Source organism: Pandoraea sp. (genome assembly GCF_004297875.1).
Lineage (GTDB): Bacteria > Pseudomonadota > Gammaproteobacteria > Burkholderiales > Burkholderiaceae > Pandoraea.
Window position 1 is genome coordinate 23,818 of sequence record NZ_SCSK01000029.1, and the last position, 22,326, is coordinate 46,143.

At 59.0% G+C, this 22,326-nt stretch carries 25 protein-coding genes and 1 tRNA gene; 22 read left to right on the forward strand and 4 right to left on the reverse strand.

What is annotated here, in order from left to right:
- Position 1 precedes the first annotated feature (1 nt).
- The 22 genes from EPN80_RS08275 to EPN80_RS08380 all read left to right on the forward strand — a co-directional run bounded on the left by EPN80_RS08275 (position 2) and on the right by EPN80_RS08380 (position 19,379).
- A complete protein-coding gene (locus EPN80_RS08275) occupies positions 2-1,009 on the forward strand; it encodes an NAD(P)H-quinone oxidoreductase (RefSeq protein WP_293025686.1) in 1,008 nt (335 codons plus the stop codon).
- An 87-nt stretch (positions 1,010-1,096) separates the two neighbouring features.
- Complete coding sequence (gene tpiA, locus EPN80_RS08280) at positions 1,097-1,876, forward strand: triose-phosphate isomerase (RefSeq protein ID WP_293025688.1); 780 nt, start codon at positions 1,097-1,099, stop codon at positions 1,874-1,876.
- 60 nt (positions 1,877-1,936) lie between these two features.
- Entirely contained in the window at positions 1,937-2,326 is a 390-nt protein-coding gene (gene secG, locus EPN80_RS08285) for a preprotein translocase subunit SecG (RefSeq protein ID WP_293025690.1), read from the forward strand.
- 128 nt (positions 2,327-2,454) lie between these two features.
- Positions 2,455-2,539, forward strand: a tRNA-Leu gene (locus tag EPN80_RS08290).
- A 131-nt stretch (positions 2,540-2,670) separates the two neighbouring features.
- Positions 2,671-3,030, forward strand: coding sequence for an NADH-quinone oxidoreductase subunit A (locus EPN80_RS08295; protein ID WP_047214406.1), 360 nt, complete (start codon positions 2,671-2,673; stop codon positions 3,028-3,030).
- A 50-nt stretch (positions 3,031-3,080) separates the two neighbouring features.
- Positions 3,081-3,560 (forward strand): NADH-quinone oxidoreductase subunit B family protein, encoded by a 480-nt coding sequence (locus EPN80_RS08300; protein WP_047214404.1) that lies wholly within the window; start codon positions 3,081-3,083, stop codon positions 3,558-3,560.
- Between the two features lie 12 nt (positions 3,561-3,572).
- Positions 3,573-4,172: an NADH-quinone oxidoreductase subunit C gene (locus EPN80_RS08305; protein WP_293025692.1), complete on the forward strand. Its 600-nt coding sequence runs from the start codon at positions 3,573-3,575 to the stop codon at positions 4,170-4,172.
- Between the two features lie 9 nt (positions 4,173-4,181).
- Positions 4,182-5,435 carry an NADH-quinone oxidoreductase subunit D gene (locus tag EPN80_RS08310; protein WP_293025694.1) on the forward strand — a complete coding sequence of 418 codons (1,254 nt, stop codon included), beginning with the start codon at positions 4,182-4,184 and terminating at the stop codon, positions 5,433-5,435.
- A gap of 160 nt (positions 5,436-5,595) precedes the next feature.
- The gene (gene nuoE / locus EPN80_RS08315) at positions 5,596-6,093 is read left to right on the forward strand and encodes an NADH-quinone oxidoreductase subunit NuoE (RefSeq protein ID WP_293025696.1); all 498 of its coding nucleotides are present in this window, start codon (positions 5,596-5,598) and stop codon (positions 6,091-6,093) included.
- Complete coding sequence (gene nuoF / locus EPN80_RS08320; protein ID WP_293025698.1) at positions 6,090-7,391, forward strand: NADH-quinone oxidoreductase subunit NuoF; 1,302 nt, start codon at positions 6,090-6,092, stop codon at positions 7,389-7,391. The genes nuoE and nuoF overlap by 4 nt, the downstream gene beginning before the upstream one ends.
- A gap of 22 nt (positions 7,392-7,413) precedes the next feature.
- The gene (gene nuoG / locus EPN80_RS08325; protein WP_293025700.1) at positions 7,414-9,738 is read left to right on the forward strand and encodes an NADH-quinone oxidoreductase subunit NuoG; all 2,325 of its coding nucleotides are present in this window, start codon (positions 7,414-7,416) and stop codon (positions 9,736-9,738) included.
- Positions 9,735-10,799 carry an NADH-quinone oxidoreductase subunit NuoH gene (gene nuoH, locus EPN80_RS08330; protein ID WP_293025702.1) on the forward strand — a complete coding sequence of 355 codons (1,065 nt, stop codon included), beginning with the start codon at positions 9,735-9,737 and terminating at the stop codon, positions 10,797-10,799. The genes nuoG and nuoH overlap by 4 nt, the downstream gene beginning before the upstream one ends.
- A gap of 25 nt (positions 10,800-10,824) precedes the next feature.
- A complete protein-coding gene (gene nuoI / locus EPN80_RS08335) occupies positions 10,825-11,313 on the forward strand; it encodes an NADH-quinone oxidoreductase subunit NuoI (RefSeq protein WP_293025800.1) in 489 nt (162 codons plus the stop codon).
- 59 nt (positions 11,314-11,372) lie between these two features.
- Complete coding sequence (locus tag EPN80_RS08340) at positions 11,373-12,002, forward strand: NADH-quinone oxidoreductase subunit J (RefSeq protein WP_293025704.1); 630 nt, start codon at positions 11,373-11,375, stop codon at positions 12,000-12,002.
- Positions 12,003-12,011: 9 nt separating this feature from the next.
- The gene (gene nuoK, locus EPN80_RS08345) at positions 12,012-12,323 is read left to right on the forward strand and encodes an NADH-quinone oxidoreductase subunit NuoK (protein ID WP_206093647.1); all 312 of its coding nucleotides are present in this window, start codon (positions 12,012-12,014) and stop codon (positions 12,321-12,323) included.
- Between the two features lie 18 nt (positions 12,324-12,341).
- Positions 12,342-14,366, forward strand: coding sequence for an NADH-quinone oxidoreductase subunit L (nuoL, locus tag EPN80_RS08350; protein ID WP_293025709.1), 2,025 nt, complete (start codon positions 12,342-12,344; stop codon positions 14,364-14,366).
- A gap of 16 nt (positions 14,367-14,382) precedes the next feature.
- Positions 14,383-15,864, forward strand: a complete 1,482-nt coding sequence (locus EPN80_RS08355; RefSeq protein WP_293025711.1) for an NADH-quinone oxidoreductase subunit M — start codon at positions 14,383-14,385, stop codon at positions 15,862-15,864.
- 20 nt (positions 15,865-15,884) lie between these two features.
- Complete coding sequence (gene nuoN, locus EPN80_RS08360; protein WP_293025713.1) at positions 15,885-17,357, forward strand: NADH-quinone oxidoreductase subunit NuoN; 1,473 nt, start codon at positions 15,885-15,887, stop codon at positions 17,355-17,357.
- Positions 17,318-17,674, forward strand: coding sequence for a DUF2818 family protein (locus tag EPN80_RS08365; protein ID WP_293025802.1), 357 nt, complete (start codon positions 17,318-17,320; stop codon positions 17,672-17,674). The genes nuoN and EPN80_RS08365 overlap by 40 nt, the downstream gene beginning before the upstream one ends.
- 36 nt (positions 17,675-17,710) lie before the next feature.
- Complete coding sequence (locus EPN80_RS08370; RefSeq protein WP_293025715.1) at positions 17,711-18,298, forward strand: NUDIX hydrolase; 588 nt, start codon at positions 17,711-17,713, stop codon at positions 18,296-18,298.
- Positions 18,299-18,404: 106 nt separating this feature from the next.
- Positions 18,405-18,872: a DUF1178 family protein gene (locus EPN80_RS08375; protein WP_293025717.1), complete on the forward strand. Its 468-nt coding sequence runs from the start codon at positions 18,405-18,407 to the stop codon at positions 18,870-18,872.
- Between the two features lie 69 nt (positions 18,873-18,941).
- On the forward strand, positions 18,942-19,379 hold the full coding sequence (locus EPN80_RS08380; protein WP_293025804.1) for a MaoC family dehydratase: 438 nt from the start codon (positions 18,942-18,944) through the stop codon (positions 19,377-19,379).
- A gap of 20 nt (positions 19,380-19,399) precedes the next feature.
- On the opposite strand, the gene EPN80_RS08385 is transcribed toward EPN80_RS08380, so the two are convergent.
- From EPN80_RS08385 to EPN80_RS08400, 4 genes are all read right to left on the reverse strand, one after another.
- A complete protein-coding gene (locus EPN80_RS08385) occupies positions 19,400-19,735 on the reverse strand; it encodes a YegP family protein (protein ID WP_293025719.1) in 336 nt (111 codons plus the stop codon).
- Between the two features lie 154 nt (positions 19,736-19,889).
- On the reverse strand, positions 19,890-20,582 hold the full coding sequence (locus tag EPN80_RS08390; protein WP_293025721.1) for a glutathione S-transferase N-terminal domain-containing protein: 693 nt from the start codon (positions 20,580-20,582) through the stop codon (positions 19,890-19,892).
- Positions 20,583-20,790: 208 nt separating this feature from the next.
- Positions 20,791-21,549: a histidine phosphatase family protein gene (locus EPN80_RS08395; RefSeq protein WP_293025723.1), complete on the reverse strand. Its 759-nt coding sequence runs from the start codon at positions 21,547-21,549 to the stop codon at positions 20,791-20,793.
- The gene (locus EPN80_RS08400) at positions 21,546-22,325 is read right to left on the reverse strand and encodes an oxepin-CoA hydrolase, alternative type (protein WP_293025725.1); all 780 of its coding nucleotides are present in this window, start codon (positions 22,323-22,325) and stop codon (positions 21,546-21,548) included. The genes EPN80_RS08395 and EPN80_RS08400 overlap by 4 nt, the downstream gene beginning before the upstream one ends.
- Position 22,326 lies beyond the last annotated feature (1 nt).

Genomic DNA, 22,326 nt, shown 5'->3' on the forward strand with positions numbered 1-22,326 from the left:
GATGCAAGCGATTGAAATTACCAAGTATGGCGGGCCAGAGGTATTGCAATTGGTCGAACGGCCGATGCCGCAACCCAAGCCGGGTGAGGTGTTGATCAAAGTGGCGGCAGCGGGCATCAACCGGCCTGACGTGTTCCAGCGGCAAGGCAATTATCCGGTGCCGCCGGGCGCCTCCGACCTGCCGGGCCTGGAGGTCGCTGGCGAGATCGTCGAGGGGCAGTTGGGTGGCCCGGATAACCGCTGGGGGCTGCGGGTTGGGGATCGGGTTTGCGCACTGGTACAGGGCGGTGGCTACGCGCAATACTGCACCGCGCCGCTGGCGCAGTGCCTGCCGGTGCCGGACGGGCTGTCGGACGTGGAGGCCGCTTCGCTGCCGGAGACGTTTTTCACCGTTTGGAGCAACGTCTTCGATCGCGCTCACCTCGGCGCCACCGAGGATGGCACGCCGGAGAGTCTGCTGGTGCAGGGCGGCACGAGCGGTATTGGCGTGACGGCCATTCAATTGGCGACGGCGCTCGGCCACCGGGTCTTCGCGACTGCCGGATCAGACGATAAGTGCCGCGTCTGCGAGCAATTGGGGGCTGAGCGCGGCATCAACTACAAGAGCGAGGACTTTGCGCAGGTCGTGAAGGAGCTGAGCGGCGGGCGTGGCGTCGACGTCATACTGGACATGGTCGGCGGCGCCTATCTGCCGCGCGAGATCGATTGCCTTGCCACCGACGGACGCATCGCCGTGATTGCTTTGCTTGGGGGCGCAAAGGCGCCGCTCGATTTGGGGCAGGTGCTGCGCCGTCGCCTGACCATCACCGGGTCGACGCTGCGGCCTCGCTCGGTCGCATTCAAGGCAAAAATCGCCGCCCAGCTCAAGGAGCGTGTCTGGCCGCTGCTTTCGAGCGGGACCATTCGGCCGGTGATTTATCGGACCTTTGCGGCTGCCGACGCGTCACAGGCACACGCGTTGATGGAGAGCAGCGAGCACATCGGCAAAATCGTATTAACGTGGCCCTGATATCTGTCTGTCAGATCTTAAATTGACCCTTTGGGCCGGTGGGAATTAAAATAGAGAGTTTTTTGCTTATTGATGGGGTGAAAGGGCGTGGATTCCGCAAGCGCGAAGGCGAACAAGGCGGCGGCAAAACTGGTCGTCGGCAACTGGAAGTTGCATGGCAGCTTGGCTGCCAACGCGGAATTGTTGACGCGGCTGCTGGCATCGCCAGTCCTGGGGCAGGGGACGGTCGCCACTGCCGTATGCGTGCCGTTCCCCTATTTGGCGCAGTGCCTGCAATTGCTCGCCGGCAGCCCGCTGGCCTGGGGCGCGCAAGATGTTTCGGCTGAGCTGCATGGGGCTTACACCGGCGAGGTCTCGGCGCCGATGATCGGTGAATTCGGCTCGACCTACGTGCTCGTTGGTCATTCGGAGCGCCGCGCGTATCACGGCGAGACCGATGCGCAGGTCGCTGCCAAGGCTGGGCGGGTGCTGGCAGCGGGAATGACGCCGATCGTTTGCGTTGGCGAGACGCTGGCTCAGCGGGAGGCCGGGCAGACCGACGCAGTCGTCGGGCGGCAGTTGGGAGCGGTGCTCGCCGAGCTAGACGCGTCCCAGGCCGCGCGCATGGTTGTCGCTTACGAGCCGGTCTGGGCGATTGGCACCGGCAAGACGGCGACACGCGAGCAGGCGCAAGCGGTGCATGAACGCTTGCGCGCTCAACTGGCGGCTAAAGGGGGCGAGGTGGCTGCGGTAAGGATTCTTTATGGCGGCAGTGTCAAACCCGATAACGCCGCCGAATTGTTTGCGATGCCTGACATCGATGGCGGACTGATTGGTGGCGCGTCGCTCAAGGCCGAGGATTTCCTCGCGATTTGCGGCGCGGCATGAAGTTGCCGCTCAACCCGCCCACGCAGGGGCGGCACATGAATTTTTGGAATAGGTGATGAGATGGGGTTATTGAAAACAGTGTTGGTCGTGGTTCAGGTGCTATCGGCACTGGGGATCATCGGTTTGGTTTTGCTTCAGCATGGCAAGGGTGCCGACATGGGAGCGGCGTTCGGTAGCGGATCCTCAGGCAGTCTGTTCGGAGCCTCCGGATCGGCAAATTTTTTGTCCCGCACAACGGCAGTGCTTGCAACCATTTTTTTCGTCGTCACGCTCTCGCTGACTTATATGGGGTCGTACAAGCCGAATCTGTCCGCCGGCGTGTTGGGCAGCGTGCCGGTGACGACGGCTCCGGCCGCGGCTTCGGCGGCCTCCGCAGTTGGCGGGGCAGCGTCGGGAGTCGGGGCGCCGGCAGCGGCATCGACAACTAATTCGCAAGACGTACCAAAGTAAGATTTTGCAATAAGACAACGATACTATTTATGTTCATGTACGCCGCATTGTGCGTTGAACAAAAAAAGCATTGGCGTTACAATGGCGGTCTTGAAGCGATTCGAGGTTGCGGATTGCAGACTATGAATGCCGACGTGGTGAAATTGGTAGACACGCTATCTTGAGGGGGTAGTGGCGAAAGCCGTATGAGTTCGAGTCTCATCGTCGGCACCACAGTTCTACGATGCCAGCCTTGCTTATGCGCTCCGGCTGGCATTTTATTTTGTGCTTTTGTCCGTCCCGCGCTACCGGCCGGTCCCCAGGCCAGGTAAGGCGGTTTGTGAACTAACCGATAGAGGGTTGCATTGAACCTCGGAGCCTATTTTCCCGTCCTGCTTTTTATTCTGGTAGGTACCGGCCTAGGTGTTGCGCTGGTTGGCTTGGGCAAATTCCTCGGGCCTAACAATCCAGGCAGCGAAAAACTCTCTCCCTACGAATGCGGCTTCGAAGCTTTCGAAGATGCGCGCATGAAATTCGATGTGCGCTACTATCTCGTCGCCATTCTGTTCATCTTGTTTGACCTGGAAACGGCCTTCCTTTTCCCCTGGGGCGCAGCGTTGCGTGACATCGGTTGGCCTGGTTTCATTTCCATGGTGGTATTTCTGGTCGAGTTGCTGATCGGTTTCATCTATCTCTGGAAGCGTGGCGCACTCGATTGGGAGTGAGCGCGTAGCCTGTAAGGCAATGGCGTTTCAGCGGAAATCTGGAAAAGCATATGAGTATCGAAGGGGTATTGCGCGAAGGGTTTGTCACCACCACGGCTGACAAGCTTATCAATTGGACGCGCACCGGGTCGCTATGGCCCATGACGTTCGGGTTGGCCTGCTGTGCTGTCGAAATGATGCACGCCGGCGCGTCCCGCTATGATCTGGATCGTTTTGGCGTGGTGTTTCGCCCAAGCCCTCGTCAGTCCGACGTGATGATCGTGGCCGGCACGCTATGCAACAAGATGGCGCCCGCGTTGCGCAAGGTTTACGACCAGATGGCGGAGCCGCGCTGGGTAATTTCGATGGGGTCGTGTGCCAACGGCGGCGGCTACTATCATTATTCTTACTCGGTCGTGCGTGGCTGCGATCGCATCGTGCCGGTGGATGTCTATGTGCCGGGATGCCCGCCGACGGCCGAAGCGCTGGTCTATGGAATCATCCAGCTGCAATCCAAGATCAAGCGTACCAGCACCATCGCGCGCAAATAACCGGGGACGCGCATGTCGAAACTCGAAACACTAAAAAGCAATCTGCAAAACGTATTGGGCGGCGCGATTCAGAATCTGACTGAGTCAATGGGGCAGTTGACGCTGATCGTCAAAGCGGCGGACTACCGCGAAGTCGCGCTCAAGCTGCGAGACGATCCCAGTCTGAAGTTCGAGCAACTCATCGATTTGTGTGGAATGGATTACTCCGCCTTCGGCGATGGCGCCTGGAGTGGCCCGCGCTTTGCCACGGTCGTTCAGTTGCTTTCCATTACCCACAACTGGCGGGTTCGAGTGCGTGTTTTCGCACCGGACGACGATCTGCCCGTCGTGGCATCGATGGTCGATATCTGGAGTTCTGCCAACTGGTTCGAGCGCGAATCGTTCGATTTGCTGGGCATCGTCTACGAGGGCCATCCGGATTTGCGCCGCATTCTGACCGACTACGGTTTCATCGGCCATCCTTTCCGCAAGGATTTTCCGTTGTCCGGCTACGTGGAAATGCGGTACGACCCCGAGCAGCAGCGGGTGATCTACCAGCCGGTGACGATCGAGCCGCGCGAAATCACGCCACGCGTGATCCGCGAGGAAGAATACGGCGGGTTGAAACATTAAGGTGCGCTCGTGGCAGATATCAAGAACTACACGCTGAATTTTGGTCCGCAACACCCTGCGGCGCATGGTGTGCTGCGGCTCGTGCTGGAACTCGACGGCGAGGTGATTCAACGTGCCGACCCGCACATCGGTTTGCTGCATCGCGCGACCGAAAAACTGGCCGAGTCGAAGACATTCATCCAGTCGGTGCCCTACATGGACCGGCTCGATTACGTTTCGATGATGTGCAACGAGCACGCCTACGTGATGGCGATCGAGAAGTTGCTCAACATCGAAGTGCCGATCCGCGCTCAATACATCCGTGTGATGTTCGATGAAATCACGCGACTGATGAATCACCTGATGTGGATCGGATCGCACGGCCTGGACGTCGGTGCGATGGCGATTTTTCTTTACGCTTTCCGCGAGCGCGAAGATCTGTTCGACATGTACGAGGCGGTCTCGGGCGCTCGTATGCACGCGGCCTACTACCGGCCAGGCGGTGTATATCGCGATTTGCCGGATGCCATGCCGCAATACCGTGCATCGAAACAGCATAATGCCCGTGCGATTGGCAAAATGAACGAGAACCGCCAAGGTTCCCTGCTCGATTTCATCGAGGACTTCACCAATCGCTTTCCCAAGTATGTTGACGAGTACGAGACACTGCTGACTGACAACCGCATCTGGAAGCAGCGTCTGGTCGGTATCGGTGTCGTCAGCCCCGAACGCGCGTTGCAACTCGGCTTCACCGGCGCAATGCTTCGCGGTTCCGGGATTGCCTGGGACCTGCGCAAGAAGCAGCCCTACGAAGTCTACGATCGGATGGAATTCGAAGTGCCGGTGGGTTCAGAAGGTGACTGCTACGACCGTTATCTGGTGCGCGTCGAAGAAATGCGGCAATCCAATCGCATTATCAAGCAGTGCATCGAATGGCTGCGCAAAAATCCCGGTCCGGTGATGATCGACAATCATAAGGTCGCGCCACCCAAACGGGTCAATATGAAGTCGAACATGGAAGAGCTGATTCACCACTTCAAGCTCTTCACCGAGGGCTTCCACGTGCCGGAAGGCGAAGCCTACGCCTCGATCGAGCATCCGAAGGGCGAGTTCGGCATCTATTTGGTTTCAGACGGCGCCAACAAGCCGTATCGCCTGAAGATTCGTGCGCCTGGATTCGTGCACTTGGCTGCGCTCGACGAAATGGCCAGGGGACACATGATCGCCGACGCGGTGGCGATCATCGGTACGCAGGACATCGTGTTCGGTGAAATTGACCGATAGTAATGCGGGCGTGGGCGATGGAATCGCCCCCCCGGTTGTATCTAAGACGTAACAATGCCGTTCCAGCAATTAGCGATGAGGCAGGAATCGCGCGAAAGCGCAATTGCCGGCTTCGTTGCGGCCGGAGCAATCGTTAAGTAGAGACCAAGTCGGATCGGAAATGCTTTCTCCCGAAGCGCTAAAGAAAATCGACCATGCCATCGCCAAGTATCCGGCGGAGCAGAAGCAATCTGCGGTGATGGCCGCACTTGCGGTCGCACAGGACGAAAAGGGCTGGCTGTCGCCGGAAGTCATGCAGTTCGTCGCCAATTACCTTCAAATGCCGCCGATCGCGGTGGAAGAGGTGGCGACCTTCTACGGCATGTTCGACACCGCGCCGGTTGGCAAATTCAAGCTGACCGTTTGCACGAATCTGCCGTGCGCACTGTCGCGCGGCGATCATGCGGCCGATTATCTCAAGCAAAAGCTCGGCATCGACTTCAACGAGACCACGGCCGACGGCCTGTTCACGCTGAAGGAGGGCGAATGCATGGGCGCTTGCGGCGACGCGCCGGTGATGCTGGTGAACAACAAGCGCATGTGCAGTTTCATGAGCGACGAAAAGCTCGATGCACTGATTGCTGAGCTGAAGGCCGCGGATCGAGGAGAAAAGGCATGACGAGTTTGCACGATCGCCATATCGAACCGCTTATTTTGGCCGGATTGAACGGCGAGAACTGGCATTTGGAAGATTACGTCGCGCGCGGTGGCTATGCACAGTTGCGGCGTATTCTCACCGAGAAGGTCCCGCCGGAGCAGGTGATTGCCGATATCAAGGCATCCGGCTTGCGCGGCCGCGGTGGCGCAGGCTTCCCGACTGGCTTGAAGTGGAGCTTCATGCCGCGCCAGTTTCCCGGCCAGAAGTACCTGGTTTGCAACTCTGACGAAGGCGAGCCCGGCACGTTCAAGGATCGCGACATCCTGCGCTATAACCCGCATTCCCTGATCGAGGGGATGGCCATTGGCGCTTACGCAATGGGCATCTCGGTCGGCTACAACTATATCCACGGCGAAATTTGGGATACCTACGAACTCTTCGAGCGTGCGCTCGAAGAAGCCCGTGCCGCAGGATACCTTGGCGATAATCTCTTCGGCTCAGGATTCTCGTTCCAACTGCACGCTCACCACGGATACGGTGCCTACATTTGTGGCGAGGAAACCGCACTGCTCGAATCGCTCGAAGGGAAGAAAGGCCAGCCGCGCTTCAAGCCGCCGTTCCCGGCGAGCTTTGGGCTCTACGGCAAACCGACCACGATCAATAACACCGAAACATTCGCCGCGGTGCCTTTCATTCTGGCCGTCGGCCCGCAAAAGTACCTGGAGATGGGCAAGCCGAACAACGGCGGCACCAAGATTTTCTCCGTGTCGGGCGACGTCGAGCGCCCCGGCAACTATGAGATTCCCATGGGCACCCCATTCTCCAAGCTGATGGAATTGTGTGGCGGGATGCGTGGCGGGAAGAAGATCAAGGCGGTCATTCCCGGCGGGTCGTCGGCGCCCGTCGTGCCCGGCGACGTGATGATGCAGACCGACATGGACTACGATTCGATCGCCAAAGCCGGGTCGATGCTCGGTTCCGGCGCGGTGATCGTGATGGACGAAACCCGCTGCATGGTGCGTTCGCTATTGCGCCTGTCGTACTTCTACTACGAGGAATCGTGCGGTCAGTGCACGCCTTGTCGCGAAGGTACCGGCTGGCTGTGGCGCGTGGTCAATCGCATCGAACATGGAAAGGGGCGTCAGGAAGACCTCGATCTCCTGAACTCGGTGGCTGAAAACATCATGGGACGCACCATCTGCGCGTTGGGTGACGCCGCCGCGATGCCCGTACGCGGCATGCTCAAACATTACTGGGACGAATTCGCGTACCACGTCGAGCACAAGCGTTGCATGGTCGGCGCATCCCATTCTCTTTGACAAGGCGTGGCTCTGAACCGCTATGGTTGAAATCGAAATAGACGGCCAAAAGGTCGAAGTGTCCGAGGGCAGCATGGTGATCCAGGCAGCCAAGAAAGTCGGCACTTATATCCCGCATTTCTGCTATCACAAGAAGTTGTCGATCGCAGCCAACTGTCGCATGTGTCTGGTCGACATCGAGAAAGCGCCCAAGGCCGTGCCTGCCTGCGCTACGCCTGTTGCCGCTGGCATGATCGTGCGTACCAAGTCGGAAAAGGCCATCAAGGCGCAGCAGTCGGTGATGGAATTCCTCCTGATCAACCACCCCCTGGATTGCCCGATTTGCGATCAGGGTGGCGAATGTCAGTTGCAGGATCTCGCCGTCGGCTATGGCAAGTCCGCCTCCCGATACCAGGAAGAGAAGCGCGTGGTGTTCCACAAGAACGTCGGGCCGCTGATCTCGATGGAGGAGATGACCCGCTGCATCCACTGCACCCGCTGCGTACGTTTTGGCCAGGAAATCGCCGGCGTCATGGAGTTTGGCATGCTGGGACGCGGTGAGCATTCCGAGATCACTTCATTTGTCGGCAAGACGGTCGATTCCGAGTTGTCCGGCAACGTGATCGATCTGTGCCCGGTCGGCGCGCTTACATCCAAACCGTTTCGCTACAGTGCGCGGACGTGGGAGTTGTCTCGCCGCAAGTCGGTCAGCCCGCATGACGGACTTGGGGCGAACCTGACGGTGCAGGTCAAGAACAACAAGGTGATGCGCGTCGTACCGCTCGAGAACGAAGCTATCAACGAATGCTGGATCTCGGACAAGGACCGCTTCTCCTACGAAGGGCTCAACAGCGACGAGCGCTTGACCAAGCCGATGCTCAAGCAGGGCGGGCAGTGGCACGAGGTCGACTGGCAGACTGCGCTCGAGTATCTCGGTCACGGGCTGGCCGATATCCAGCGCGAACATGGCAGCGACGGTATCGCGGCACTGGCGACGCCCCACGCCACACTTGAAGAACTCTACCTGCTGCAGAAGCTGGTGCGCGGCCTTGGCAGCAGCAACGTCGATTTCAGACTGCGGCAGAGCGATTTTTCCAATCAACTCAAGGGCGCACCGTGGCTCGGCATGGCGATTGCAGATGTCGAGCGGCTTGACGCAGCTTTCGTGATCGGTTCCTTCTTGCGCAAGGACCATCCACTGCTCGCTGCTCGCCTGCGTCACGCGGTTAAAAATGGCGGCAAACTGAGCGTGCTCCACGCTTGCGACGACGATCCTTTGATTCCGCTGACCGGCAAGATCATCGCGGCTCCGGGGGCATGGACGAGTGAGCTGGCCGGCGTCGCGGCGGCCGTCGCCGCGGCCAAGGACGTCGCGCTGCCGTCGGCGCTCAGCGATGCCGAGCCCAGCCAGCGTGCGCGTCAAATTGCCGAAGCGCTGCTCAGCGGCGAGCGTCGTGCCGTGTTGCTCGGCAACAGTGCGGTACAACATCCGCAGTTCGCGCAATTGCATGCACTTGCGCAATGGATTGCCGACGCTACCGGCGCCAAATTCGGGTTTCTCACAGAAGCGGCCAATACGGTGGGCGGTTATCTCACGCGCGCGGTCAGTCCGCTGGGCACGAAAGAACTGGTTGAGAAGCCCCGCCAGGCATACCTGCTGCTGCATGCCGAGCCCGAATTCGATAGCGCCGATCCTGCGGCCGTATTGAGCGCGTTACGTGGTGCCAAAATGGTTGCGGTGCTGTCGCCGTATAAAAATACTGCGGCTCTTGACTACGCCGATGTCCTGTTGCCGGTGGCGCCGTTCACCGAGACGGCGGGCACGTTCGTCAATTGCGAAGGAACGGCGCAGAGCTTCAACGGTGTCGTTCGCCCTTTGGGTGAGACGCGTCCGGCGTGGAAAGTATTGCGCGTGCTGGGGAATCTCCTGAAACTGCCTGGCTTCGAATATGAAACCCCGGAGCAGGTGCGAGACGAAGTGCTGGCGGCTATCGACATGAGCGCCGCGCTGAACAACGCCACGACCGCACCGGTCGTGGCAACTGCTGCCGAATCCAATGGCCTCGAGCGCATCGCCGATGTGCCGATCTATCACGCCGATCCGTTGGTGCGGCGGGCACCCTCGTTGCACCTGACGAACGACGCGCGACGCGCGATGGTTGCTTCGTTGCCCGGTGAGTTGTTCGACAGCCTGGGCTTGCATGAAGGGGATGCCGTCACGGTACGCCAAGGCGAGTGCGTGACGACGCTGCCCGCAGCACGTGATGCGGCATTGCCCCCCAACACGGTACGGTTGCCGTGCGCGACGCCGGCCTCGGCGGCACTGGGCCCGATGTTTGGCCAAATCAAGGTGGAGAAGGCGCAATGAGTCTGGTTGACATCATTACATCGCATGGTCAGGCTTGGCTCGGCGCAGCCTGGCCGACGGTGTGGGCACTGGTGCGTATTCTGGTGGTTTCGGTCGTATTGCTGCTGTGCGTCGCCTATCTGATTCTGTGGGAACGCAAGCTGATCGGCTGGATGCACGTGCGGATCGGGCCGAACCGGGTTGGCCCGCGAGGTCTGCTGCAGCCGATCGCCGACGTGCTGAAGTTGTTGCTCAAGGAAGTCATTACGCCGACCCAGGCGACCAAATGGATTTATGCCATCGCGCCGGTCATGGCCGTGATGCCGGCTTTCGCGATCTGGGCAGTCATTCCATTTCAATCGAAAATGGTGTTGGCCAACATCAACGCCGGACTGCTGTACGTGCTCGCGATCTCCTCGTTGGGTGTTTACGGCGTGATTCTGGCCGGCTGGTCATCGAACTCGAAGTACGCATTTATCGGTGCAATGCGCGCTTCGGCTCAGATGATTTCCTATGAAATCGCCATGGGTTTTGCGCTGGTGACCGTGTTGATGACATCCGGCACGCTGAACTTGTCGGATATCGTCCATTCGCAGGAGCGCGGCATTTTCGCTGGTATGGGCCTGAATCTGCTGTCCTGGAACTGGCTGCCGCTGCTGCCGATGTTCGTCGTGTATTTCGTCTCCGGCATTGCGGAAACCAACCGCCATCCGTTCGACGTGGTCGAGGGCGAGTCGGAAATCGTCGCGGGTCATATGATCGAATATTCGGGGATGGGTTTTGCGCTGTTCTTCCTCGCCGAATATATCAACATGATTGTTATTTCGGCGCTCGCCTCGGTACTGTTTCTGGGGGGGTGGAGCGCGCCGTTCGGCTTCCTGTCATTTATCCCGGGTATCTTCTGGTTGGCCTTCAAGGTCTTTCTGTTGCTGTCGGTGTTCATTTGGGTGCGCGCAACGTTTCCGCGCTATCGCTATGACCAAATCATGCGCCTCGGCTGGAAAGTGTTTTTACCCCTGACGATGTTCTGGCTGCTCGTGGTCGGCTTCTGGATCATGTCGCCGTGGAATATCTGGAAGTGATGGGAAAAACTGGGGGAATGCGATGCTGAGCGCAATCAAGAATTTTTTTGGCAGCTTCTTGCTGGCCGAGCTGTTCAAGGGGCTGGCCCTGACCGGGCGTTACGCGTTCGCGCGTAAGATCACCGTTCAGTTTCCGGAAGAAAAAACACCGCTGTCGCCGCGTTTTCGCGGACTGCATGCGCTGCGCCGCTACCCCAATGGGGAAGAGCGCTGCATCGCCTGCAAGCTGTGCGAAGCGGTGTGTCCGGCCGTGGCCATTACCATCGAGTCCGATGTGCGGGCCGACGGCACGCGCCGCACGACGCGTTATGACATCGATCTGACCAAATGCATTTTCTGCGGCTTTTGCGAGGAAAGCTGTCCGGTGGATTCCATTGTCGAGACCCACATTCTCGAATATCACGGCGAGAAGCGGGGCGATCTGTATTTCACCAAGGAGATGCTGCTCGCCGTCGGCGACCGGTATGAAAAAGAAATCGCGGCGGCCAGAACGGCCGATGCTCCGTACCGTTGAGATGCAATGCGTCTCGCCATGGTACTCCGTAGGCTAAGTTCGGTGAAAGTCCGGTGATTATGGAATTCACAACCTTTCTCTTCTATGTGTTTGCGCTGATTCTGGTGATCTCGGCCCTCAAGGTCGTGACCGCGCGCAATCCGGTTCAGTCAGCACTTTTTCTGGTGCTGTCGTTCTTCAACGCGGCCGCCATCTGGATGCTGCTGCAGGCCGAGTTTCTGTCGATCATGCTGGTCGTCGTGTACGTCGGCGCGGTCATGGTGCTGTTCCTGTTCGTGGTGATGATGATCGACATCAACATCGACGCGCTACGCCGCGACTTCCGGCGCTTCGTGCCGATGGCCAGTCTGGTCGGCGCGATCATCATCGTCGAGTCCGCCTTGGTGCTGATGCGCGGCTATGGCGCGACCCATGCGCCGGTGCACGCCATGGCAAATTCCGACGTGCCGAATACGCAGGCGTTGGGACGTCTGCTCTACACCAACTATATTTTCGCCTTCGAGGTCGCGGGCCTGGTGCTGCTGGTTGCCATCGTGGCGGCCCTTGCCCTGACGATGCGCGCGCGCAAGGATCACAAACAGACCGACCCGAGCCGTCAGGTGAAGGTACGCCGCCAGGACCGCGTGCGGCTGGTGTCGATGCCGGCCGAAGCGCGGCAAGCTACCGGCGACACGCCGGCATCGGAATAAGGAGGCCTCATGTTGTCGTTGTCGCTTGCGCATTATCTGGTGCTTGGCGCGATTCTGTTCGCCATCAGCATCGTCGGTATTTTCCTGAACCGGAAGAATGTGATTGTGTTGCTGATGGCCATCGAATTGATGCTGCTCTCGGTCAACCTCAATTTCATCGCGTTTTCTCACTATCTCGGTGACATGGCGGGGCAGGTATTTGTGTTCTTCATTCTTACGGTCGCGGCGGCGGAAGCCGCCATCGGGCTGGCCATCCTGGTCACTATGTTCCGTAAGCTCGATACGATCAACGTCGAAGATCTCGACCAGCTCAAAGGTTAATAAAAAGCGAACGCTGTTATGGCAACTACACTCAATCCCAACCTGTTGCTCGCGATTCCGCTGGCGCCGCTGGCAGGGGCGGTGTTGGCCGGTCTGTTCGGCAAGCAAATCGGCCGCTCCGGAGCCCACACTGTCACCATCCTTGGCGTGCTGGTCGCTTTCATCCTATCGGCGATAACCTTTGTCGACGTGCTCAATGGCGCCAGTTTCAACGGCACCATTTACGAATGGGCGCGGATCGGATCAATCAAGTTCGAGGTCGGTTTCCTGGTCGACATTCTCACCGTGATCATGATGTGTGTGGTCAGCTTCGTGTCACTCATGGTGCATATCTACACCGTGGGTTACATGTCGGACGACCCCGGCTATCAGCGTTTCTTCGCTTATATCTCGCTGTTCACCTTCTCGATGCTAATGCTGGTGATGAGCAACAACTTCCTTCAGCTGTTTTTCGGCTGGGAAGCGGTGGGTCTTGTCTCCTATCTGCTGATCGGTTTCTGGTATACGCGTCCCACGGCGATTTACGCCAACCTGAAAGCCTTTCTGGTCAACCGTGTCGGTGACCTTGGTTTCCTGCTGGGGATCGGTCTGGTGCTCGCCTTTACCGGCTCGTTGAACTACAGCGAAGTTTTCGCCAAGGCCAACGATCTGGCGGCGCTATCGTTTCCCGGTACCGACTGGCACCTGATCACCGTGACCTGCATTTGCCTGTTTATCGGCGCGATGGGCAAGTCGGCGCAATTTCCGCTGCACGTCTGGCTGCCTGACTCGATGGAAGGTCCGACCCCGATTTCCGCTCTGATCCATGCGGCCACCATGGTGACCGCGGGTATCTTCATGGTCAGCCGCATGTCGCCGCTGTTCGAGCTCTCCGATACTGCGCTGTCGCTGATCCTCGTCATCGGCGCGATCACCACGCTGTTCATGGGCTTCCTCGGCATGATCCAGAACGACATCAAGCGCGTGATCGCTTACTCGACGCTGTCGCAGCTCGGGTACATGACCGTGGCGCTGGGTGCTTCGGCCTATCCGGTGGCAATGTTTCACCTGATGACGCACGCTTTCTTCAAGGCGTTGTTGTTCCTGGGCGCCGGGTCAGTCATCATTGGCATGCATCACGATCAGGACATTCGTCACATGGGCGGGCTCTATAAGTACATGCCCATTACGTGGATCACGTCGCTGATTGGTTCCCTGGCGCTGATTGGCACGCCGTTCTTCGCCGGGTTTTATTCGAAGGACTCGATCATCGAGGCAGTTGCTGCCTCGCATTTGCCCGGCTCGGGCTTTGCTTATTTCGCGGTCGTGGCCAGCGTGTTCGTCACCGCGTTCTATTCATTCCGCCTGTACTTCCTGGTATTTCATGGCGAGGAGCGCTTTCGCAAGATTGCCCATCACCATGACGATCACGCACATCATGGCGATGACGCGCACCATGGCGGACACGAGCCGCACGAGACGCCCTGGGTGATAACTCTGCCGCTGATCCTGTTGGCGATTCCGTCGGTGGTGCTCGGTGCAATTGCCATCAAACCCATGCTGTTCTCCGACTTGTTCCAGCACGGCGTGGCGTTCAAGGACGTCATTTTCATTGCGTCGAACCATCCGGCAATGGCGGCCATTACGGAAGATTTTCACGGTTGGGTGCCGATGGCGCTGCACTCGTTCACCACGCTGCCCGTCTGGCTGTCGATTGCCGGTGTCGTCGTGACCTGGTTCTTCTATCTGAAGCGGCCCGATATTCCGGAGGCCCTCGCGCAACGCTTCTCTGGCCTGTACAAGCTGCTGGATAACAAGTACTACATGGATAAGATCAACGAAGTGGTGTTCGCCAAGGGCGCGCTCAAGATCGGTCGCGGCCTATGGCGCGGCGGCGACCAAGGGGTGATCGATGGCGTACTCGTCAACGGCAGTGCCCGGCTGATCGGCTGGTTTGCCGGTGTCATCCGCTTCATGCAGTCCGGGTATATCTATCACTACGCTTTCGCCATGATTATCGGCATGCTAGGACTCCTGACCTTGTTTGTCACTCTGAGCAAATAAGGGGGAGCAATAACAAATGCAATCGCTACCGCTTCTGAGTCTGGCCATTTGGCTGCCTATCCTGTTCGGCGTCGCAGTCCTCGTTGTCGGGTCCGACCGTAATCCGGGCACGGTCCGAACGCTTGCGCTGCTGGGCGCCGTGGTGAGTTTCCTGGTCACGCTGCCGTTGATTTCGGGGTACGATCCGTCGACCCCCGCGATGCAGTTCGTCGAACAGACCGCCTGGATTGATCGCTTTCACATTACCTATCATCTCGGCATCGACGGTATTTCGCTGTGGATGGTGGTGCTGACCGCGTTGATTACCGTACTGGTGGTGGTCGCCGGGTGGGAAGTCATCACGGAACGCGTTGCCCAGTACATGGCGTCGTTCCTGATTCTCTCCGGCCTGATGATCGGCGTGTTTTGCGCAATGGACGGCCTGCTGTTCTACGTCTTCTTCGAAGCCACGCTGATACCGATGTACATCATCATCGGTATCTGGGGCGGCCCGAACCGCGTATATGCGGCGTTCAAGTTCTTCCTGTACACGCTGATGGGTTCGCTGCTGATGCTGGTGGCCTTGATTTACCTGTACAACCAGTCCGGCACTTTCGATCTGGCGACGTGGTACAAGCTGCCGCTGCCGATGAACGTACAGATATTGCTGTTCATCGCATTCTTCCTCGCCTTCGCCGTCAAGGTGCCGATGTGGCCAGTGCATACGTGGTTGCCTGACGCCCACGTGGAAGCGCCGACGGGCGGCTCGGTCGTGCTGGCGGCGATCATGCTCAAGCTGGGGACGTACGGTTTCCTGCGCTTCTCGTTGCCGATCACGCCTGACGCGAGCCACTATCTGTCGGGTTTCATCATTGCCATTTCGTTGATCGCGATCGTCTACATCGGCCTGGTAGCGCTGGTGCAGGCCGACATGAAGAAACTGGTGGCGTATTCGTCGATCGCCCACATGGGCTTCGTCACGCTCGGCTTTTTCATGTTCAGCGAGATCGGCATGCAAGGCGCGATCGTTCAGATGATTTCCCACGGCTTCGTCTCCGGCGCGATGTTCCTGTGCATCGGCGTAATGTACGACCGCTTGCACAGCCGCCAAATCGCGGATTACGGCGGTGTCGTCAATACCATGCCGAAGTTTGCGATGCTGTTCATGCTGTTCGCGATGGCCAACAGCGGTCTGCCGGCGACCTCGGGATTCGTGGGCGAATTCCTGGTGATCCTGGGCGCCGTCAAGTTGAATTTCTGGATCGGATTGCTGGCGGCAACGACGTTGATTACCGGCGCCGCCTACTCGCTGTGGATGTACAAGCGCGTGGTGTTCGGTGCGGTGGCCAATGAGCGGGTCGCCGCCATGAAAGATATCGGCGCTCGTGAATTCCTCATATTGGCGGTACTGGCAGTGCTGGTGTTGTTCATGGGGATATATCCAAAGCCTTTCACCGATACGATGCAATCTTCCGTGGTTAACCTCCTCGCCCACGTGGCGCAATCGAAACTGCCATAAAAGAGGGGGAGAGAACGATCATGCAAAACCTGAATTTGGCGCCGATCTTGCCGGAGTTTTTCCTGCTGCTCATGATCTTTTTGATCATGATGCTCGACATCTTCATCTCCGACGCCCGTCGCGGCATTACCTATGGCCTTTCCGTCGCGACGACTGCCGTGCTGACCGTTTGGTACGGCTTGAACAACGGTGATCCCAATTCGCACTATCTGTTCAGCAACCTGTTCGTTGCCGATCCGATGTCGAACCTGCTCAAGTCGCTGAGTAGTCTGGCGACCCTGTTCACCTTCGTCTACGCACGCCGTTATCTCGAGGCGCGGCAATTGTTCCGCGGGGATTTTTTCGTCCTGAGTCTTTTCTCACTGCTCGGCTTGACGGTCATGATCTCCGGCAACAACTTCCTGACCTTGTATCTCGGGCTGGAACTCATGTCGTTATCGCTGTATGCGCTGGTGGCCCTTTGGCGGACGTCGCCGCGCGCGACCGAGGCCGGCATGAAATATTACGTGCTGGGTGCTTTGGCATCGGGTTTCCTGCTGTATGGCATGTCGATGATGTACGGCGCCACCGGGTCGCTTGAATTGTCGAAGGTCTTCGAGGTCATCGCCTCGGGGGCGGTCAACAAAATCGTGCTGGTGTTCGGCCTGGTATTCATTGTCGCGGGCCTGGCTTTCAAGATTGGCGCGGCACCTTTCCACATGTGGATTCCCGACGTATACGATGGGGCCCCGACGCCGGTTACGTTGCTGGTCGCTGCGGCACCGAAGCTCGGCGCCTTTGCCTTGCTGTTGCGCCTGTTGGTCGAGGGCATGTTGCCGTTGGCCATCGACTGGCAGCAAATGCTGGTGATCCTCGCCGTATTGTCCCTCGTGGTCGGCAACCTCACCGCGATTGTGCAGACCAGCTTGAAGCGTATGCTTGCCTATTCGACGATCTCCCACATGGGGTTCGTACTGCTCGGCCTGCTCTCGGGGGTGGTCAACGGCAAAAGCGACGGCGTAGCGAGCGCCTACGGCTCGGCGATGTATTACAGCATCATTTATGTCCTGACCACGCTGGGTACGTTCGGCATCATCATGCTGCTGTCCCGCCGAGGTTTCGAGGGTGGTGAGCTCGATGACCTCAAGGGGTTGAACCAGCGCAGCCCGTGGTTCGCCTTCATGATGCTGATACTGATGTTCTCGTTGGCTGGCGTGCCGCCGATGGCGGGTTTCTATGCCAAGCTCGCCGTGCTGCAGGCCGTCGTCAATGCCGGCATGGTCTGGCTGGCCGTGGTCGCGGTGCTCGCTTCGCTGGTCGGGGCCTTCTACTATCTGCGCGTGGTCAAGTTGATGTACTTCGACGCACCCACCGACACCGAAGCCCTGCAGAGCACCGGATCGATGCGACTGCTGCTGTCGATCAACGGCTTGGCGATGCTGTGGTTCGGGCTGCTGCCGGGCTCTCTGATGGAATGGTGCCTGAGAACCATTCACCTCACGTTGATTTCCTGAATCCCGGGGCCAACGTGAGTCTATCGGCGGGCGGGTGGTTGGTCATTTTGTTGGCCCTGGTCGGGGCCAACCTGCCGTTCATCAATCAGCGCCTGTTTGCGTTGATACCGCTGGGCGGCGTTGCGAAAAGTGCTTGGCTGCGGCTTCTTGAGCTGATCGTCATCTATTTTGTCGTTGGCCTGTTGGCCTGGATGATCGAAGCGCGTATCGGCAATGTGTTTCATCAGGGCTGGCAGTTCTATGCGGTCACGGCAAGCATGTTTTTGGTCCTCGCGTTTCCCGGCTTCGTTTATCGCTATCTCTGGCGACACCGGTAACTTAGACTCGACGCTCCTTACTGTGACGAGACGATCATGCCCGATATCCACTCCCATGAACGCGGGCTAATCGAAACCCGCATCGATGGCGAAACCCTCTTTGATGGAGCCTTTCTGACGCTCAAGCGGGATCGCGTACGCCTGCCGGATGGCAAGGAGGCTACGCGGGAGTTTCTCGAACATCCCGGCGCGGTGATGGTCATTCCGCTGTTCGACGATGGACAGGTGTTGATGGAGCGGCAGTTCCGGTATCCGCTGCGCCGGGTCATGTGTGAGTTTCCTGCCGGCAAGCTCGATGCCGACGAGTCGCCGCTATTCTGCGCCCAGCGCGAACTGCTTGAAGAAACCGGCTATCGCGCCAGTCGCTGGCAGCGCATTACCCGCATCCACCCGGTGATTTCCTACTCCACCGAATTCATCGATATCTACCTCGCGCGAGGCCTCAGCGCAGGCCAGCGGCAACTGGACGATGGTGAGTTTCTCGAGACTTTCACGATGCCGGCCACCCAATTGCTCGACTGGGTTCGCTGTGGGCAGGTCAGCGACGTGAAAACGGTCATTGGGGCGTTCTGGCTTGAGAAAATTCTTGATGGCCGCTGGTCGGTCGAGCCGGAAGCCGGATGACGTTGCGTCGTTGGGGGCGGCCGCCGACGATCCTCTGGTTCGACGGGAGCGACCACCCTAAAATGACATTTCGGTGATAATGTAGCTTTGATCCCACGATGCGAGCATGAAGGTTCTCGATTTGCGCTGCACGCACGGCCATACCTTCGAAGGCTGGTTTGCCTCGGAGGAGGACTTCGTCGACCAGCAGGCGCGTCATCTTATTACATGCCCGATGTGTGGCGACGAGGTCGTCTCGCGCCTGCCGTCGGCGCCGCGCCTGAATCTGTCGACGCAACGCGACGCACAGACGCTCGCGCGACCGGCTGGTGCTGCGCGAGGAGCGGGTGATGCGCAGCAGATTCATCAGCAACTGCAGCAACTATGGCTTCGCGCGGTGCGGCACGTCATCGCCAACAGCGAGGATGTCGGCGAGCGCTTTGCCGAAGAAGCGCGGCGTATCCATTATCAAGAGACGCCGGAGCGCAATATTCACGGCGTTGCTTCGCCCGAGGAAGCCGCTGAACTCATCGAAGAAGGCATCGAAGTCTTGCCGTTGCCGCTGCCCGCCGATTTCAAAGATCGGCTACAGTAATCGGGTCTTCATCCCCTTCGGAGTGATTCAGTGGCCCAGCGGCAAATCGAATTACATTCCCTGGCGCAAATGGTTGGTCAGGAGATTGCAGTCAGCGATTGGCTCACCGTGACCCAAGCGTTGATTGATGCCTTTGCCGAGGTCACCGGCGATCGCCAATGGATTCATGTCGATCCGGCGCGAGCGCGACGCGAGTCGCCATTTGGCAGCACGATCGCGCACGGGTTTCTGACGCTTGCGCTGCTTCCTGCACAGCTTGACCAACTGGTCTCCATCCGCGATGCTCGAATGACGGTCAACTATGGTCTGAATCGGGTTCGCTTTCCAGCGCCAGTGCTTGTCGACAGCCGCATCCGGGTTCATTTGCACCTGCAGTCAGTCGAAGCCATCGAAGCGCCAGAAAGAACTTTCCAGGTTGTCTGGCGCGCCGAATTCGAAGCGCAGGGCGCCACGAAATCCGTCTGCGTAGCAGAACTGATTGTTCGTTATTATCCGGGCGCAGGCTGACTCCGTCCCGGGCTCACGCGTCATAACGAGACGTCCGTGACATCGGCTTCCGTTACGGTTTGTTTCAGTAAGTCGATTGCGGCTTGCACGTCCTGATCGGATGCCAGCATCGGGCTTTGTGCAATGGGTTCGCCATTGCGCGCTTTCAGAATAAAGTAGTGCCGCCCGGCCGTGGAGATCCTGCGTTCGTAACGGCCGCTTTCCAAAGCATTTTTGCGCACCGATGCAATGCCGTTGCGCGCCGATGCCCGTGCTTTATAGTTCGCGCTCGATACGATGATCTGTCCCTGGCCAGATACCAGGCGGAATGTGAAATCGCCGTTGGCGGTGCGTCTGAGTTCGAAGGTTCCCGACATAAGTCCGTCTGTGAATCGTCAAATCCCAGGCCGCTCGGTTGCTGGGGGCTGCGAAAACAAGTCCCCAGCTTAGCATCGGCATCTGTGCGGCAGGCGGCTAAAATGTTTCCTTTTGTAAGGCATCGCCAACAGTTGCAAGCCGTGTGGGCGCTGCTTAGCGGCGTGCGTATTGCGTGGCGCCAAACAAGATTTCCCGCGCTTTGTCGTCTTGCAAGGCCTTGCGCGCTTCGGCGAGTACCTTGACGCCGCGCTGTACTGCAGGGCGGGCATCGATGACGTCGAACCATCGCTTGACGTTGGCGAAATCCTCCAACTCCACGCCCTGGTTTTTCCAGGAGCGCAGCCATGGCCAGATGGCCATATCGGCAATCGTGTAGGTGTCGCCCGCCACATAGGGTACTTCTCCCAGGCGCTTATCGAGCACGCCGTAGAGGCGCTTGGCCTCATTGGTGTAGCGATTGACCGCGTAGTCGATCTTTTCCGGAGCATAGATCCGGAAGTGGTGGGCCTGTCCCAACATTGGCCCGACACCCCCCATTTGGAACATCAGCCACTGCAGCGTTTCATATTTGCCACGCACGTCGGCGGGCAGAAATTTTCCCGTTTTGCCAGCGAGGTACAGCAAAATGGCACCGGATTCGAAAATCGAGATCGGTTTGCCGTCCGGGCCATCCGGATCGACGATGGCGGGAATTTTGTTGTTGGGCGAAATTGCCAGAAACTCCGGCTTGAATTGATCGCCGGCACCAATATCGATCCCATGCACACGGTAGGGCAAGCCGCACTCCTCCAGCATGATATGCACTTTGTGACCATTGGGCGTGGCCCACGAATAGAGCTCAATCAATTGATTCTCCTTGAATTTTTCGGCGTCGGGGCGTGCATTTGACCCAGGCGTGGCGCCTTGGCCATGCGCAAGACAGTCACGGATGCGAATGCGCCGTGTGCGAAAAATTACACCACAGAAATAGGAAGCGCGCTGAGGAGCGCGCCGAGTGCGCGTTCCCGTCAATGCGGGGCGCAAGGATGATCAATGAGGAGGGTTCGCTGCGAGCTCACCGTGTGCGATGGCGCAGATATTCCTGGAACATGGTCTCCATGATGGTCTGCCGCATTTCGCGATGCAGCGGCGCCGGCGGCGAAAAATTCAGCATTCGCACGACCCAGTCGTGGGGTGCATCGCCCACGTCCAGCGCATTGATGCAACCGGCCGCCTGTGCCAATTGACCAATGAACAGACGTTGCGTCGGATGAATCGCATGCGAGAGGATCGCGCGATTGACGCCGCCGTGCAGCACGAGCAGTACGGTATCCCAGCCTGGATCGGAGCGCAGCTTGGCGATCGACGGCAAAATCCGATCCAGCAGTTGGCCGACCGTTTCGCCGCCCAGGAAGCGGCGATCCTCCGAGGCAACACCATCGAACGCGCCGACGAACGCCGCATGAATATCCTGCGGGGCAATCTCGGATAGCCGGCCGCCGCGGATTTCCTGCCATTCCGGCCAGGATTCGAGCGCGATGTCCTGGCCGATTTCGGCAAGCACGTGTTGGGCCGTTTCGATCGTGCGAGGCAATCCACTGACGATGACGCGGTCGAAGCGAATCGCCTGCGTGGCAAACAACTCTCCCGCTGCGCGGGCCTGCGCGCGGCCAGCGGCATTGAGTGGAACGCTCTCGGGCACGATGGGTTTGCCGCTGTCGTCAAAATAAGTGACAGCGCCGTGCCGCATTAGATAAATGCGGCGACGCTTGGGTGGCGCGTACGCATCGGCACTGAGTGGCGCGCCCGGATTCGTCAGTGGCGTGTTCGTCATTTGTATTGCGCCCGGCGCTTTTCCAGGAACGCGCTGATTCCCTCCAGACCGTCGCGATGATGCAGCGCCTCGATAAAATTGTCGCGCTCGAGCTGCAACTGCTGGCGCAGGGTGTTGGCGGGCCCCGCCTCGATCAGCGCCTTGATGCGGCCAAGCGCATGCGGTGACAGTTGGCTTAACTGTTCGGCCCACGCCAGCGCTGCATCACGCGCCTCACCCGCTTTGACCACACGATTGACCAACCCGGCGTTGGCAAGCCGTTGTGCATCGATCGCCTTGCCCTCGAGCAGGATCTCGGTAGCCAATTGGCGCGGCAGCGCAGTGCTGAGAAACCAGGAGCCCCCGCCGTCAGGCGTCAGCGCAACCTTGGCGTAAGCCATGACGAATTTCGCGTTGTCGGCGGCAACCAGCAAATCGCAGGCCAGCGCCAGCGAAAAGCCGGCACCCGCGGCGGCGCCTTCGACCGCGCAGATCACCGGCTTGGGGCAGGTGCGGATGGCCTCGACCCATTCGGCCAGCCGATTGATGCTTTCGGCCTGCACCGACTTGTCCTTGGCGCGATTTTCCAGCAGGCGGTTCAGGTTGCCGCCCGCGCAAAAGAAATTATCGGCCCCGGTCAATACGATGGCTCGCACCGACGCGTCGCGCTCGGCGGTGACGATCGCTTCGATGCCGGCCGCATACATGCTGGGATGCAGGGCATTGCGCGCTCCAGGGTTGGACAGCGTCAGGACCAGGGTCTGATCGACCCGTTCAGCCAGCAGTTCGGCGCTCATA